At 66.6% G+C, this 16,555-nt stretch carries 9 protein-coding genes and 2 tRNA genes; 2 read left to right on the forward strand and 9 right to left on the reverse strand.

Going from position 1 to position 16,555, the window contains the following annotated elements; genetic code table 11:
* Window positions 1-21: 21 nt before the first annotated feature.
* From KTR40_RS12330 to KTR40_RS12350, 5 genes are all read right to left on the reverse strand, one after another.
* Entirely contained in the window at window positions 22-954 is a 933-nt protein-coding gene (locus KTR40_RS12330; protein WP_139029745.1) for a cytochrome b/b6 domain-containing protein, read from the reverse strand.
* Between the two features lie 140 nt (window positions 955-1,094).
* Window positions 1,095-1,168 (reverse strand) — tRNA-Met (locus tag KTR40_RS12335).
* A 102-nt stretch (window positions 1,169-1,270) separates the two neighbouring features.
* Window positions 1,271-1,344 (reverse strand) — tRNA-Met (locus tag KTR40_RS12340).
* A 160-nt stretch (window positions 1,345-1,504) separates the two neighbouring features.
* Window positions 1,505-4,495, reverse strand: a complete 2,991-nt coding sequence (locus KTR40_RS12345; RefSeq protein WP_228406128.1) for a UPF0182 family protein — start codon at window positions 4,493-4,495, stop codon at window positions 1,505-1,507.
* Window positions 4,496-4,662: 167 nt separating this feature from the next.
* On the reverse strand, window positions 4,663-5,691 hold the full coding sequence (locus KTR40_RS12350) for a PDZ domain-containing protein (protein ID WP_228406130.1): 1,029 nt from the start codon (window positions 5,689-5,691) through the stop codon (window positions 4,663-4,665).
* 306 nt (window positions 5,692-5,997) lie between these two features.
* On the opposite strand from KTR40_RS12350, the gene KTR40_RS12355 reads away from it, so the two are divergent.
* Entirely contained in the window at window positions 5,998-7,485 is a 1,488-nt protein-coding gene (locus KTR40_RS12355; RefSeq protein WP_228403926.1) for a zinc-dependent metalloprotease, read from the forward strand.
* 33 nt (window positions 7,486-7,518) lie between these two features.
* Here the strand turns inward: KTR40_RS12355 and KTR40_RS19140 are convergent, their stop codons facing one another.
* The 3 genes from KTR40_RS19140 to nudC form a co-directional block, all read right to left on the reverse strand.
* Window positions 7,519-8,073: a M48 family metallopeptidase gene (locus KTR40_RS19140; RefSeq protein WP_228406132.1), complete on the reverse strand. Its 555-nt coding sequence runs from the start codon at window positions 8,071-8,073 to the stop codon at window positions 7,519-7,521.
* Between the two features lie 65 nt (window positions 8,074-8,138).
* On the reverse strand, window positions 8,139-10,274 hold the full coding sequence (locus KTR40_RS12365; RefSeq protein ID WP_228403927.1) for an ATP-dependent DNA helicase UvrD2: 2,136 nt from the start codon (window positions 10,272-10,274) through the stop codon (window positions 8,139-8,141).
* Between the two features lie 58 nt (window positions 10,275-10,332).
* Window positions 10,333-11,355 (reverse strand): NAD(+) diphosphatase, encoded by a 1,023-nt coding sequence (gene nudC, locus KTR40_RS12370; protein ID WP_228403928.1) that lies wholly within the window; start codon window positions 11,353-11,355, stop codon window positions 10,333-10,335.
* A 132-nt stretch (window positions 11,356-11,487) separates the two neighbouring features.
* On the opposite strand from nudC, the gene KTR40_RS12375 reads away from it, so the two are divergent.
* Complete coding sequence (locus KTR40_RS12375; protein ID WP_228403929.1) at window positions 11,488-12,825, forward strand: macrolide 2'-phosphotransferase; 1,338 nt, start codon at window positions 11,488-11,490, stop codon at window positions 12,823-12,825.
* Window positions 12,826-12,902: 77 nt separating this feature from the next.
* Here KTR40_RS12375 and KTR40_RS12380 read toward each other — a convergent pair whose 3' ends face one another.
* On the reverse strand, window positions 12,903-16,553 hold the full coding sequence (locus KTR40_RS12380) for an ATP-dependent DNA helicase (RefSeq protein ID WP_228403930.1): 3,651 nt from the start codon (window positions 16,551-16,553) through the stop codon (window positions 12,903-12,905).
* Between the last annotated feature and the right edge of the window lie 2 nt (window positions 16,554-16,555).

Below are 16,555 nucleotides of genomic sequence, written 5' to 3' on the forward strand. Positions count from 1 at the left end.
AGCAGCGCCGGCTGGCCTTGGTCAGCGGCTGACCTTGCCCATCAGGGAGGCTACCGGTCTCAGGAAGAGCGGCCGGGCCAGGAACCAGGCGGCCACCATGACCACGACCGAGGCCAGGAAGACCCAGAAACCGAACCACCCGTCATTGTCCTGCACACCATACATGTGGTTGAGGTTGCGAAGTGCTCCGGTGGCGAGCACCAGGAACACGTGCACCACGATGAACGCCACAAAGTAGATCATCACAGGGAAGTGGACGGCCCGTGCCCACTCGATGGGAAAGGCCCTGTTGAGGCTTGCCGCCTTCTTGGGCCAGGCACCGGACATACGGAGGCCGGTGATGAAGGCCAGCGGAGCGGCGACGAAGACCGTCACGAAGTACGTCAGCAGCTGAAGGGCGTTGTAGTTGATCCAGCCGTTCTCGGTGGGCCAGTCCAGGGAGGCATACTGCAGGGCGGCCGACAGTGCGTTGGGGAAAACATCCCAGCCCGTGGGAACAATCCGCATCCACTGCCCGGTGGCAAAGAGCAGGACAGCGAACACCAGGCCATTGACGACCCACAGGGCATCCAGCGTCAAGTGGAACCACAGCTCAAGGGTGATTTTGGTGGGCGGGTTCTTGGTCTTGATCAGCCCTTTGTTGTTCCGGGTCCAGTGCCCGCTGGGGCGGGTGGTGGTGCGCACCTGCCAGCCGGTACGGATGATCAGCAGGAGGAAGAACGCGTTGAGGAAGTGCTGCCAGGCAAGCCAGGCAGGAAAGCCCACGGGGGCAGCGTCCGGAAGCTCGGAATGGCCGGGATAGTCGGCAACGAAGGAGGCAATGGCAGGCAGGCCCATCAGCCATTTGGCAATCAACACCACGAGGACCAGTCCGCCCAGGACGGCAGGGACCCCCCAGTAGAGTCGCGACCGCTTACCCGCCGCGGTACCGGGTTTCTTCGTGGGTGTGGACATCGAACAACATTCCTCTCGAGAATGACTGGCCAAGTACTCACGACGTGTGAGGCTCTGCGAAAGAGAATACTAGGAACTACTCGTATCCAAGGAAAAAGAAGACCCCGGCCGGCTGATGCCGGTCGGGGTCTTCTTCATAGTTGCGGGGACAGGATTTGAACCTGTGACCTCTGGGTTATGAGCCCAGCGAGCTACCGAACTGCTCCACCCCGCGTCGCTGAAACAACTCTACCCTATTTTGCCGGCCGCTTTTTCCACGCGCCGATTAAACAAAAAAGCCCGGACACTGTTTCCAGTGCCCGGGCTTCCCCATCAGTTGCGGGGACAGGATTTGAACCTGTGACCTCTGGGTTATGAGCCCAGCGAGCTACCGAACTGCTCCACCCCGCGTCGCAAGAACTACTTTACCGGCACGTGAACACCAGGCCAAATCGGGGCGGCGTGATGTCCGTCTCCCTAACGGAAGCGGCACCTGCTCCCCGAAAGGAGCAGGTGCCGCATCCCGCCGTCGTATGCCCTCAGCTACCGGGCGGTACCCCGTGCTGGCGCATCAGTTGCTCGGCGAGGGCGAGGGCGAAGGCGTGGCCTCAGGCGTAGCCGTGGACGCCGGCGCCGGAGATGCCTCCGGAGCCGCGACCGGAATCTTGGCCTCCGCCTCCACGGCCCTCTTGAGGGCAGCGGCGATCCGGTTCTGCGCCTCGCCGTACGCGGCGAAGTCACCGGCAGCCAGTGCCGCCTGCCCGGCCTGCATGGCCGCGTTGGCTTCGTCCAGCGCTGCCTTCAACTCCGCCTTGGCGTCGGCACCCGCCGGCGTGGCAGGGGTGGCAGGACCGGCCGGCGTCTGGCCGTTGTTGTCCGAGTCGCCGGCAGCAGCTCCGGAGTCCCCGCCGAACAGCTGCTTCAGCGCCTCGTCGAGGGTGGGTGCGAAGCCCACCTTGTCCCCGAAAGCCACCAGGACGCGCTGCAGCGTGGGGTAGGACGTCTCGCCGGTGGACTTGAGGTAGACGGGCTGCACGTACAGGATGCCGCCGCCCACCGGAAGGGTGAGGAGGTTGCCGTTGAGTACTTCCGAGGCGCCCTGGCGCAGCAGGTTCAGGGCCTGCGACACCGTGGGGTCCGAGTTGAACTTGTTCTGCGCCTGGCCCGGGCCGGGGACCTGGATCTCCGGCGGGATCTGGAGCAGCCGCAGCTTGCCGTAGCTCTCGGCCTTAACCCCTGCCTGGTTGCCGGCATCGGAGTCGGCGGCCAGGAAGCCGTAGAGCACGTTGCGGGCGTTTCCGTTGACGATCTGCGGGATGAACGACGAGGTCAGCTGGAAGGCGGGCTTGTCCTGGTCCGGCATCTGCAGCGACATGTAGAACGGCGGCTGCTTGACGCCGCTGGTGGAGTCAACCGTGGGATCCGCCGGAACGCTCCAGACATCCTTGGTCTGGTAGAACGTGGACGGGTTGGTCACGTGGTACTCCCCCAGGAGCTGGCGCTGGACCTTGAACAGGTCCTCCGGGTACCGGACGTGGCTCATGACGTCGCCGGACATTTCCGAGTACGGCTTCAGCGTCGAGGGGAACACCTTCTGCCAGGACTTCAGGAGCGGGTCCTGGTCGTCCCAGGCGTAGAGCGTGACGGAACCGTCATACGCATCCACCGTCGCCTTCACGGAGTTCCGGATGTAGTTGACGGTGCTGTTGGGCAGGGCAACTGCCCGGCCGGACGTGGTCTGGGTGTCAGCGGTGGCGTCCGAGAGCTGCTCCTGCTGGGAGTACGGGTAGTACTGGCTGGTGGTGTAGCCGTCCACGATCCATTTGACCCGGCCATCCACCACTGCGGGGTACGCGTTGCCGTCGACGGTCAGGTAGGGGGCTACCTTTTCCACGCGCTCACGGGGGTTTCGGTCGTACAGGATCTGCGACTCCTGGTTCACGCCGTCCGAGAGCAGCAGGTCCGAGGACTGGAACTTGATGGAATACAGCACGCGGTTGAAGAACGTCCCCACGTTGGGTCCGCCGTTGCCTTGGAAGGTGTACTGGGTCTCGCCCTCGCCTTCCCGGCCGGAGGGCCTGTCCTGCTCGCGCGCCCGGGCACCGTCAGGCGCACCCACGATCGAGTAGTCCGGCGAGGACTCGCCGAAGTAGATCCGGGGTTCATATGTGGAGTCGTCGCCCAGGACACCCGTTGACGGGATGCCCGACTGCAGGAACTCCGGCTTGCCGTCCACCGTGAACTTGTTGCCCTTGGCTGCCACCACGCCGTATCCGTGCGTGTACACAACATGCTGGTTCAGCCAGCCCTGCTGGTTGGTGGCCACGTTGGCAGGGTTCAGTTCACGGACCGCGATCACGGTGTCCTGGATCTTGCCGTCCACCTCGTACCGGTCAACGTTGAGGGCTTCCGGGAACTGGTAGTACGGGCGGTACTGTTCCAGCTGCGAGAACGCATCCGAGATCAGGTTCGGGTCCAGCAGCCTGATGTTTGCGGTGGTCTGGGCATCGGGTGCGAGGGCTCCGGTGCTGGCCGTGTTGGTGGCGTCGTACCGGTCCACCTGGATCTTGTCCAGGCCATAGGCAGCCCGCGTGTTGTCGATGTTGCGCTGGATGTATTCCTTTTCCAGCGTCTCTTCGGAGGGGCGGACCTGGAACTGCTGGATCACCCAGGGGTAGACGCCCCCGGCCAGGATGGACGTGATGACGAGCATCGCGGTTCCAATGACGGGCAGGCGCCACTTGCCGATCACCGCTGCGACGACGAACAGGATGGCAACGAGGACCGCTGCCACGGCCAGGATGGCCTTGGTGGGGATAACGGCGTTGACGTCCGTGTACAGGGCACCGGCCCAGCGCCCGCTGTTGCTCTGCACTGTTGTAAAGCGGTCAAGCCAGAAGTTGATGCCCAGGAGCACCAGGAAGGAGGCGCCGGTGACGGCGATGTGGATCTGCGCCGCCCGGCTGGTGAAGACGCCGCGTTCCATCAGCCGGATGCTGCCGTAGAGGTAGTGGGTGAGGATGCCTGCGATGCCGGCAATGACCACCACGCTGATCAGGAACCCTGTCACGAAGCCGAGGAACGGAAGGGTCATCAGGTAGAAACTGATGTCCATGTTGAACTCGGGATCCGCTTGCCCGAAGGGCTCCTGGTTGAAGAACAGGAGGACCTTCTGCCACTGGCTGGCGACCGCGCTGCCGGCGAAGAGGCCGAACAGGACGGGCAGGCCCACCATGACTACCCGGCGGACCGGTTCCAGCTGCGCCTGGTACCGGTTGAGGTTGTCCCGGATCTCAGAGTCGGGCGCGTATACCGGCCTGGCATGGTAGGCGATGCGGATGGCGAAGAAGACCGCCGCGAACATCACGGCGAAACCGGCTGCAAAGATGCCGATCCGGGCCAGGTTCTCGGTGACGAAGACTTCGATGAAGCCGAGCTGGCGGTACCAGAGGACGTCGGTCCAGACGTTGGCGAAGAAGATGAAGCCCACTACCACCAGGGCAACAACGATCAGGGTGGGCGTCAACGCCCCGCGTCGTGAAGGGGGCCTGCCTGTGGACATGGTGCTGGCGGGACGGGACAAACTGGGTACCTCATAGCTGGTCGTCAGATTATTCGATGCGTGCGTGCGAGCGACGTCCGGCACCGGTCAAACAGCTGGTTTCGTCCGTCACAATTGCCACGAGTGGCGGTAAGGCTTAGTTCCTGTCGAGTCTAGTTGCGCCCAGTCTAGTTGCTTGTGCACGCCGGAAGGCCGGATGTGTCCTGGCCGCTGCCGGCGCGTTCGACGGCGTCACGCGCCTCGGCCAGGTTCTCCACCCGGACCACCTGCAGACCTTCGGGGACCTGCCCCACCACTTCCTGGCAGTTTGCGGCCGGCGCGAGGAACATCGTGGCTCCCCCGGCCCTTGCGCCCTGCATTTTCTGCTCGATCCCGCCGATGGGTCCCACGAGGCCGTCCGGGGAGATGGTCCCGGTCCCCGCAATATGCTTGCCGCCTGTCAAGTCACCTGGCGTGACGGTATCGATAATGCCGAGCGAGAACATCAGCCCGGCACTCGGACCGCCTACCTTCTCAAGCGAGATGTCGACCGTGAAGGGGAACGTGAACAGGTATTTGAGCATCACTCCCAGGATGAAGCGGCCCTGGCCGTTGTCCTTGGGGGTGATGGCCACCGGGACCGGCTGCCCGCCGCGCTCCACCACCACGGTGGCCGGCGCTCCTTTTCCTGCCGCCAGCTCCTCCTGGACAACGGCCAGTGAGGTGATGTCCTTGCCGTTGATGGTTTTGAGGATGTCCCCGGGCTCGATCTTCCCGGCGGACGCGGAACCTTCCGAGAGGGCCGCCGCCTGGAGCTGCTGCCCGAAAGGAATCTCCAGCTCCTTGAGGGCTGACGCCACGGCGTTTTCCTGGGACGTGGTCATGGCCACGGAACTCTGTTCCTCGGCCTCTTCCTTGGTGGTGCCCGCCGGGTAGATCAGTTCCACCGGGTGCACGGCCTTGGATGGGGTAAGCCAGGCGGAGAAAGCATCCAGGATGCTGACGGGCCCGTTGGGTCCGCCGTCGACGTAGACGGTGGTGAGGTCCAGGTTGCCTTTCGCCGGGTACGTATCCCGGCCCGTGATGCTGATGACCGGTTTCCCTTGGTTTTCGCCCAGCGTGTTGTACGTGGGGCCGGGCGACTCCACCACGTAAGGCACCGGAAGGGTGCCGACGGCGATACCCAGCCCCAGCGCCGACATCCCTGCCAGCAGCATGGCGGATACTTTCCGGTCCCGGGGCGCGGGGGCAGGCAGGGCCCCGCGGGCTGCCGGACCGCCGTCGTCCTCGTTTTCTTCTGTTGGCGCTTCTTCTGTCTGCGCAGGCAACCCGCGGGTGAAGAGCTCAGGAGCGTGGTCCTCTGAGGGATGGCCGCCACGGGTTGTAGTCACCCAACCAAGACTACGCGGTGACCGTACCCGCCAGCTCTTTGCCTAGAGCGAACGGCCCCGCCGTCCGGCAGACAGCCGACCACGGCCGGGGTACCGTGAAGGTTGACAGTCACACCGACGATCGGCGGGATCATGGCCTCCAATCCACTCAATTCGTCCAACGGGGATGACACCCCCAAGGACCCGTTGACCGAAATGCTGCAGAACCTCATGGGCGGCAAGGGGATGGAAAATTTCGACCCGGCGGAGCTGGCCAAGGCTGCCGGGCTGCCCAACGACCCCAACCTGCTGGCGCAGATGTTCTCCCAGGTGCAGGCAATGATGAGCGCCCCCTCCGAAGGTCCCGTCAACTGGCAACTGGCCCACGACAACGCACGCCGGGTTGCGGCAAGCAGCAGCGACCCCTCGGTGACATCCCAGCAGTCGCGCGAGGTCGACGAGGCCCTGCGCCTGGCGGAACTCTGGCTGGACCCCGTCACTGATCTCCCGTCTACCGGACTGATCGGCAAGGCATGGTCCCGGGCGGAATGGGTGGAAGCCACCCTGGGCACGTGGAAGCGGCTCACCGAGCCCGTTGCCAACAGCATTGCCAACGCCCTGTCCTCCGCCATGACGGAGCAGATGCCCGACGAGATGAAGTCCATGATGGGCGGGGCATCCTCCATGCTCCAGAACATGGGCGGCGCAATCTTCGGCATGCAGCTGGGGCAGGCCATCGGCGCCCTGTCCGCTGACGTTGTCAGTTCCACCGATATCGGTGTCCCCCTGGCCGACCTTGAAATGGCACTGCTGCCGGCCAACGTTGCCAAATTCGGAGAAGGTCTGTCCCTGCCCGAGAACGACATCCGGCTCTTCCTCGCCGTACGGGAAGCGGCGCACGCACGGCTCTTTGTCCAGGTGCCCTGGCTGCGCGGCCATCTGCTGGGCGCAATCGAGGCCTATGCCCGCGGCATCCACATTGACACCTCACGGATTGAGGAACTTGCGCGGGACCTTGATCCCAGCAACCCCGAGGGCATCCAGGACGCCCTTTCGCAAGGCGTGTTTATGCCCCAGCGGACTCCCGCGCAGGAACAGGCCCTGGAGAAGCTTGAGACAGCGCTCGCCCTGGTGGAAGGCTGGGTGGACGAGCTCACCGCGGCCGCCACGGAGAAGCTGCTGCCGTCCGCGGGCGCCCTCCGCGAAACCGTGCGCCGCCGCCGGGCAACCGGCGGCCCGGCCGAGCACGCCTTCGCGTCCCTGGTGGGCCTCGAGCTGAGGCCCCGCAGGCTGCGTGATGCCGCCACGCTGTGGGCCATCCTGAAGGAAGAGCGCGGCATCGAAGGCCGCGACGCCATCTGGCACCACCCGGACCTGCTGCCCACCGCCGAGGACCTGGATGACCCCAAGGGCTTCAGCGGGCGCCGCAAGCTGGCCGAAGCCAGCGACAGCGAAGTGGACGACGCCCTGCAGAAACTCCTCAGCGGTGGCTTCGACGCTGCCCCGGAGGGCGGGAGTGGGTCTGGGGGCCAGGACTCCCCGGAGGGCCAGGGCGGCGGCGAAGGCCTGGGCGGCTCTGCAAAGGACGACGGCGACGGCGGACGGCCGGAGGAAGGGCAGGACGGCCAGCCGAAGGGCTAGGCCGTCCTGGCCGGCATTGCTGCGCCGGCGGATTCAGTCCGCATCGGGGTCGGCCATGCCGCGCCCGGTGGCGAACGAGACACCTTCGAGGAACGCTTTGGCCCGCTGGGTCTCGGGGTAGGCCTCCAGCAGCTTCCAGAACGCAGCGTTATGCGCGGCCACCAGCAAGTGGGCGAGCTCGTGGAGCAGCACATAGTCGATGACCCACTGCGGCATTGGCCGCAACTTGTCCGAAAGCCTGATGGTGCCCTCCGCGGGGGTGGCTGAACCCCACCGGGAATTCTGGTTGCTGACCCAGCGCACCGACGCCGGCACTGCCCGTCCCCCGAGATACTGTGCCGACAGGTGGGCGGCATGGGCTGCGAGGGCAGCGTCGGTGGCCGGGCGCTTCCGGCCTGACGCTGCCCGCCGCTCCCCTTGGCGCTGCAGCTTGGCCACCATCCGGTGGACCCATTCGGCCTCCTGCGCCGCGGTAAACCGCGCCGGGATGGCCACAACTGCACTTCCGTTCTCCCAGAAGGCCGCCACAGTGCGCGTGCGCCGCGCGGATCGGCGCACCACAACGGGCGCACCGTCGGCAGTGGTCAGGGGGGCAGTGGTCCCGTTGGCGGCGGTCCGGGCAGCGGCAGCCGCTGTCGCGCCGTTCCCGGACCTCACAGGGAAGTGCTTTCCGTCAGGACGCGCAGTACGTCTTCCCCGTACCGTTCCAGCTTGGAGGGGCCAACTCCTGCGAGCCCTGCGAGCTCTTCGAGCGAGGCGGGACGCGCCTCGGCAATGGCGGTGAGCGTGGCGTCAGTGAAGACCACGAACGCCGGTACCTCCGCGGCGAGGGCAACTTCGCGGCGCCAGGTCCGCAGGGCATCGAAGGTCTGTTCCTCATAGCTCGGCGGACAGGAGTTGCACCGGCCAATTTTGCGTTCCGCGCCGGTGGCGAGCATGCTTCCGCAGACCCGGCACATGGCGGGCGCGGCGGCTTTCCGGCGGGACACCGTGACCTTTCCCCTGGTGCTTGAACTCGCCACGGAATCCGGGCGCAGCCCGTCCAGGAACCGTGACGGCTTCCGGTTTGCCCGGCCGCCCGGAGTCCGGGCCGTGGACCATGACAGCGACAGGTGCTCCCGGGCCCTGGTGATTCCCACGTAGAGGAGCCTGCGTTCCTCGTCCACAGATTCCGGCGAGTCAGCGAAGGAGATGGGCATCAGCCCCTCGCTGAGGCCCACCAGGAACACCGCATCCCACTCCAGGCCCTTGGCGGCGTGCAGCGAGGCAAGGGTCACGCCCTGGACGGTGGGGGCGTGCTGGGCAAGGGACCGTTCCTGGAGTTCGTTGACGAAGTCGGCCAGCCCAAACTGGGCGCCCCGGGTTTGGACCAGCTCATCGGCAAGCGCCACCAAGGCTGCCAGCGATTCCCAGCGTTCCCGCAGCGCACCGCCGCTGTGGGGGGCCGAGTCCGTGTAGCCGAGGGAGGAGACGATGTCCCGGACCAGCTGGCCCAGGGGCTCGGGGGCGTCCGTTTCCGCGACAGCCCGGGTGGCGGCCCGCAGCTGCAGGATGGCGTCGCGGACCTCCTTGCGGGCGAAGAACCGCTCACCGCCCCGCAGCTGGTACCCGATGCCGGCGGCGGCGAGGGCCTGCTCGTACGCTTCGGACTGGCCGTTGGTGCGGAACAGGACAGCGACCTCACTGGCGGGCGTGCCGGCGTCGAGCAGTGCCTTGATCTTCTGGGCAACAGTGGCTGCCTCGGCTTCATCGTCCGCGCACTCGGTGAACTGTGGTGCCGGTCCCGCCGGCCGCTGCGCCACGAGCTGGAGCGGTGTTGCCCAGGATGCATCCGCAACGGGCCCGCCGCTGCGCCTGCCCGCCAGGAGGTCGTTGGCGAGCTTCACCACCTGCGGGGTGGAACGGTAGTCGCGGATGAGTTTCACAACATTGGCCTGCGGGTAGCGGGCCTTGAATTCCAGGAGGTGCTTGGGGGACGCCCCCGTAAACGAATAGATGGTCTGGCTTGCGTCGCCCACGACGCAGAGTTCGTCCCGGCCGCCGAGCCAGAGTTCCAGGAGCCTCTGCTGCAGCGGGGAGACGTCCTGGTATTCGTCCACCACAAAGTGCCGGTACTGCTCGCGGACGGTGGCGGCGACTTTCTCGTCCTCCTGGAGGATGCCCACCGTGATCAGCAGTACGTCCTCGAAGTCGATGACATTGCGGTCCGTCTTCACGTCCTCATAGGACTGGAAAACCCGTGCCACGGCGGTGAGGTCGAACCCTCCGGGCGCGCCCCTGTCCTGGGCGTTTTCCAGGTAGTTGGCCGGCGTCAGCATCGACACCTTGGCCCACTCGATTTCGGAGGCGAGGTCGCGGATGGATGCCCTGTCCGTGCTGAGCCGGAGCCTTCGGGCGGCCTCTGCCAGCATCTGCGCCTTGTGGTCCAGGAGGTTGGGCAGGGTTCCGCCCACCGCCTGCGGCCAGAAAAACTGGAGCTGGCGCAGGGCAGCGGCATGGAACGTGCGTGCCTGCACGTTGCCCGCGCCGAGGTCCCGCAGCCGGCTCCGCATCTCTGCAGCAGCCCGGGCAGTGAACGTCACGGCAAGCAGCCGTTGCGGCGAGTAGACCCCCGAGTGGACGCCGTAGGCGATCCGGTGGGTAATGGCACGGGTCTTGCCGGTCCCCGCACCGGCCAGGACGCACAGCGGCCCGTTCAGCGTGCTGGCCACTTCCCGCTGCTCCGCGTCCAGGCCGCCAAGGATGCGATCCTCCAGGGATGCTGTGCCGTCAATATGTTCTGTAGTCACTTCTGCTGCTCTTGGTCTCGACTACCGCGTGCTGGAGTCTGGTGGATACGTAAAGGAGTCAGGCGCCGGGCCGGTCCTGGATGCGTCCGCCGTACCAATGCTCAATCAGCGAGCGGGCAATGGAAAGCCGGCTGGAGATGGTGATCTCCCCGCTGAGCACGGCTTCCTGGAGTTCCTCCCGGCTGAACCAGCGCGCCCTGGTGACCTCAACGCCGTCGGGCTTTGCTTCGGAGTCTTCGGTGACGGCGGTAAATCCAAGCATAAGGGAGGCCGGGAACGGCCAGGACTGCGAACCGAGGTACTGGCATGCGGTCACCCGGACGCCCACCTCTTCGTAAATCTCGCGGACCACTGCCTGTTCCAGGGACTCCCCCGGCTCCACGAAGCCTGCCAGCGTGGAGTAGTTCCTGGCATCCGCCGGACCGCCGCCGCCCAGCAGAAGCCGGCCGTCAGGGCCCACGACGGTGACAATGATGGCAGGATCCGTCCGCGGATAGTGTTCCGACAAATCCTCGGGGCACCGGCGCACCCAGCCGCCGGATTCCACCTCGGTGGGCTTGCCGCACCGGGGACAGTGTGTGTGGCCGGAGTGCCAGTTGGCGATGGCGCTCGCTTCGACAAAAAGTGCAGTGTGGGTTGGGCTCAGCCCGCCAGCCACGTCGCGGAAGCCGGCCCAGCGGGCGTCGGACGGGATGCCCGCTGTTCCCGGGGCCACCGGCTCCGGCAGGACAAAGAGCAGCAGCCCGGTTCCTGCGGGAAAGTCCGAGTCCGGGAGGGCGGAACCGAGGAAGACCACCAGTTCCGGCGCCGACCCTGCCGCGGAAAGTTCTTCAAGCAGCGGCGCCGCGGCGGCCGCAAACAATCCGTCGCCCTGCACCAGCCCCTGCCGGCCGGACAACACAACAGCCAACGTTGCGGGGCTGGCCAACTGGCTGGCCACTATCCCGGGCGCAGTTCGCTCGGCCGATCCGCGGTCCACCAGCGCAGGCCTTACGGGGAGCAGGGTATCCATGAGGTGGTTTGCGGGCAGCGTTGCCGGCTGCTCCTGGTAGACCGGTGTAACAGACTCGGCATGGCTCATAGGTCCACCGTACTGACTGGCGCTGACAATTGACATTTCGAAGCCCTCTCCATGCCCCCTGATTTGCAGGTATCTGAAGACTCGCCGCTGCCGGACCGGCCTCCCGGACGGCAGGCAATCTACCGTGGAATGGTGAGAAGAAAACCGATTGAACTGGCAGCCGTTGCAACCGCGGCAGTCCCCGGACTGACCCCGACGGCCGTTAGCTCTGCCCCGGACGACCCCGCGGACTTCGACTCTGCCCTGCTCCTTGATTCCGAGGGGAAGCGCTGGCGGGTGAGGTCGCCGCGGCACGCCGAGGCCAGCGCACGCCTGGAAACCGAATTCCTGGTCCTGCGCGCCTTCGCGCCGGGCATTAGGGCTGAGCTCCCTTTCCTGATGCCCACCGTGGCGGGCAGTGTGCGGCTGGGCAGCCTGAGCACGTTCGTCTACTCGCACCTGGGCGGGAGCACCCGCAGCGTCGAAGAGCTCACGGCGGGACCGGACGCCCTTGCCCGGGAAATCGGTGTTGCCCTGGCGGCGATCCACGATCTTCCGCGTGCGTTGGTCAGCAACGCGGACCTGCCCAGCTACACCCCGAACGAATTCCGGCAGCGCCGGCTGAACGAGCTGGACCAGGCAGCCACCACCGGGAAGATTCCCCCCGCCCTGCTGCTCCGCTGGGAACACGCGCTGGAGGACGTGTCCCTGTGGCGCTTCAATCCGTGTGTCGTGCACGGCGACCTGCACGAGGACAACCTGCTGGTGGAAGGCCAGCGGGTCACGGCGGTGACCGGCTGGACCGACCTCCGCATCGGCGACCCCGCGGACGACTTCGCCTGGCTGGTCGCTTCCAACGAGCAGGATTTTGTGGATGCCGTCCTGGCGTCCTACACGTCCGGCCGCCGGGACACTCCGGACAACCACCTGCTCCGGCGGGCTGCGCTCTCCGCTGAGTTCGCCCTTGCCCAGTACCTGGTGAAGGGCATCGCGGCCGGGGATTCCTCCATGATTGCCGAGGCGGAGGAGATGCTGGACACCCTGGCCCACGACATCGCTGAGCACGGCGGGCAGCCCATCAGCGTTGAGCCCCTTCCGCCTGCGGCAGCTGCCGGGACCACTGCGGCTGGGGCGGCTGGCACGGCGGCGCATGGGGCTGCGGCACCTGACGCTGTTCCGGGCATCCGCGCGGCCGACGACGACATGCCGGCTGGCGTGCCGCCGGTCACGGTCCTGCCCGTCCCGGCCCAGCCTGTCCCTGCCGGGCCTGCCGTCATCGTGACTCCAATTCCGGTGGCGCCAGTCCCTGTGTCCCAACCTGCGCCCCACCCGGCACCCGCTGCCGGCCAGCGGTTGGGGGCGGACAACGACGGCACCGGGACGAAAAGCGATCCCGAGAGCGGCGCTGGATCCTCCCGCCTTGGATCCGCCGGCGGACCCGACGATACATCCACCGCCGCACTCTCAATTGTCGAGGCCAAGAAGGACTAGGCCAGCTCCCGCCGTGACGGGACTACTGCCATAACAGGACTACGGCGGGGAGGAAGCGCGGCCAGGAGGACGCCTCCTCAGGGAGAAGCGAGTGCGGCCGTGACGATCTCCTCCAACTGGCCTGCAGTTCCAAGGTCGTGGGGCCGCACCACCTCGTTGTCGGCAACGTAGAAGAACGCCGCCCGTACGTCCTCCAGCGGCACCCCCTTCAGCCGGGACCATGCCAGCCGGTACACAGCAAGCTGGACTGCCTTGGTCCGGAGCAGGTCCCCGGAGGGCCGCCGGCCCGTCTTCCAGTCCACCAGGTCCCAGCGTCCGTCAGGATCCTGGAATACTGCGTCCACACGGCCACGAACCACCACGTCCCCTACGCGCGTCTCCACGGGCACCTCAATGAATGCCGGAGAACGGTGGGCCCAGGGGGACGACCGGAAGGTGGCCACCATGGCGTCGAGGTCGTACGCCGCATCGATGTGGTCATCCGAACCCGGTGCTTCATCGAGGTCCAGCATGCCGGCCGTGCCAAAGTACTCTTCCACCCACGCGTGAAAAGCCGTTCCCTTCCGGGCCGACATTCCCGGTTCCCGCGGCACGGGCCTTCGCAGGCGCCAGGCCACCGCTGACGGGTCCTCGCCCAGGTCAACCAGGGTGGATGCCGAAATGTGGGCGGGAAGGTGGACGTCCTGGGAAGAAGACCTCCTTGCCCGGCGTTCGAGCAGCAGCGCTGCTTCCCGCGCCCAGCCGGCAGCAACCCCTGGCAGTTCGGACGTCCGCAGGAGGCCGGGATCCATGACGGACGGGGTTCCCGCGCCCGCTCCGGCGTCCGGCCGGGCAGCAGCGGGACGCCGGATGGAGGGCTCCAGCGCCGCCATCACCCGCGCAGACGCGGTTTCCATCGCGTGCCTGCGTCCGCTGGCCAGGCGCAGTCGCTCCCCCGTGCGCGGATCCACCGGCCCCTCCAAGGGATCGTAGGGCCAGCCGGCCACCTCTGTATCAAGCGTCAGGGGGCTGGTTTCAGGCAGGGAGGCCTCCTCCACCGAAAGGGGATGGATGACTGCCCGTGCGGGCCCTTCGCTGGCCGTGGCGGTCAGAATTTCAAGCTCCGCCAGGAACGGCGACATGTCCGCCCGTCCCGACCTCGATCCCACCCAAGCCACACTGGACGCCCACAGGACATGCTTTGCCCGGGTATACGCCACGTACGCCAGGCGGCGCTCCTCAGACTCCGCATGTGCCTGGACAGCTGCCTTGAAGTCCTTTTCCGCATCCAGCCACCCTTTTTGGTCGGGCTGGTCCAGGTCCCACTGGGGAAGATCTTCCCGGTCACCGCGAAGCGGCCAAGGCAAAGCTGCGGACCCGCTGCTCCAGCGGGAGTCACGATCGCTGGGGAAGTCCTTGGCGTTCAGTCCAGGAACAAAGACGACGTCCCATTCCAGCCCCTTGGAAGCATGGACCGTGAGCAGCTGCACGGCCTCCCGGTTGACGTCGCCCGGTGGTGCTTCCAGCCCGTTTTCCTCTGCTGACGCAGCTTCCAGCCAGGACAGGAAGGCGAGGATATCCACGCGCTGGGATGTCCGCAGGAACCCGGCCGCGGCATCCTGGAAGGCATCAAGGTTCCGGCGTGCCTGGTGGATGCTGATGCCGGGCCTTGCGGCAACCTCGATATCAAGCAGCATGGCCCTTTCCACCTCCCCGAGCAGGGTAGTGAGGTCGTCCCCAAGATAGCCGCGGAGCTGGCGCAGCTCCGCTGAGAGCTGGACCATCCGCTCCCTGGCAGCGGGGGTAAAGGACCTGCCGTTCGCTGGGGGGCATCCTTCCCGGGGCAGCCAGTCAAGTGCCTCCACCAGGCTGGCGGCGTCGGTAAGGTCGCCTTCCAGGACGGCCGGCTCTGCTTCCGGCAGGTGGTCGCTGGCCTGTCCAGCCTGGCCCCGGCGCCGGGCAAGCTGGCTGGACCAGTCCCGCAAGGCCATCAGATCTGCGGGGCCAATCCGCCAACGCGCCCCGGCCAGCAGGCGCATGAGAGCATCGGAACGGCCGGGGTCGGCGAGGACACGCAGGGTTGCAACCAGGTCCACGATTTCAGGCGTATCCAGGAGCCCGCCGAGTCCGACAATCTCGTAGGGAATGCCGCGGGCCTCCAACTGCCGCCGTATGGGCTCCATTTGTGCGCGCCGCCGGCAAAGGACAGCGATGGCGGGCGGGACCGGCGAACCGTCGGGCTTCAGCTCAAAATCCGTCACCCGGTACTTCAGGACGTCATCGGCGAGCGCTGCGGCTTCATCCACATCGCTTCCAAACCGCCCCAGCACCACTGATCCCGCTGCCGCATGGGGGCTGGGCTGCAGCGGCGGCACCTTGGGTGCCGCCGCCCCTCCCCCGCCCGCTGGGCCGCGCTGCGCCGCGGCCCGGGCCAGGGATTCGGACATCACGTTGGCGGCGGCCAGGATGGACCGTCCGTTCCGCCATGCCGTTGTCAGGTATGACGTGGGTGCGGGAGACCAACTGGCAGCGCTTTCCGCCATATCCTCTCCCCTTGCACCCTCTGCATTCTCACCGGCGAGGGCTGTCCCATGTCCCGGTGTCCCCTTCCACACGGGGAACTCGCGTACGAAGTGAAACAACTGGCCCGCCGAAGCGCCCCGGAAGCCGTAAATTGACTGGTTGGGGTCTCCAACGGCGGTCACAGCATGCCCGCCGCCAAAGAGCCGGGAGAACAGCACCAGCTGGGCGTGGGACGTGTCCTGGAACTCGTCGAGCAGGACCACCTTGTAGCGCTGCCGTTCCATCTGGGCTGCCAGGGGCACCTCCTGCGCCACGCGGGCGGCGAGGGCCACCAGGTCGCCAAAATCAAGCGCCCCACGGGCTCGCTTCGCCGCCGCGTACCGGCCAACCATGTCTGCCACGCTTGCCCTGGTCCTCAGCATGCCGGCGAGGTCGGCCGCTGCCTGCGGCGGGTTCCTCTTCTTGGCCGCGAGGTACGGCAATGACTCAAAGTCGGACAGCCGCGCCATCAGCCAGGATTCAACGTCCTCAGGTTCCTGGAGGTGCTCTGCGCATTCACCGGCAAGTTGAATGACTGCCTTCACAAGGGTTGACTTGGCGGCGCGGAAGTGACCGTATTCGCCGTCGTATCCCTCCACGACCTCGCTGGCCAGCTGCCAGGCCTGCGCGCCGCCCAGCAGGACCACATCCCGCTCCACTCCCAGGCGGAGCCCGTAGTCAGAGACGATGCCGCTGGCGAAGGAGTGGTAGGTGGACACTTTCGGCTCCAAAGCGTCGGTGCTGAGCAGCCCGTCCTGGAACACGCTGGGCCTGCTGCCTCCTTCAGCCCGGCCCTGGACATCCCTGCCCCGAAAAGCAGTGTCCTGGATAACCAGGCGCTGGAGGGCGGTCAGCTTGCCCCTGATTCGGGAGGCGAGTTCACCTGCCGCCTTGCGGGTGAACGTCACGCCCAGGACTTCCTCCGGCCGTACCCAGCCGTTGGCCACGAGCCACACCACGCGGTCCGCCATGGTGGCTGTCTTGCCGGATCCTGCCCCCGCAATGACCAGCCGGGGGGCCAGCGGCGACGAAATGATGGCCGACTGCTCAGGGGTAGGAACGTTCTTCTCCCCCAGGAGCACGGACAGTTCCTCCGGACTGAAGCGGGGCGCCGGGGGTGACCCCGCATTGCCGGCGGGCCCGGAAGGCGGGAGCGCTGCGGAAATGGTAGCCGAGGAAAGTTCCATCT

This window comes from Pseudarthrobacter sp. L1SW (assembly GCF_020809045.1).
GTDB lineage: Bacteria > Actinomycetota > Actinomycetes > Actinomycetales > Micrococcaceae > Arthrobacter.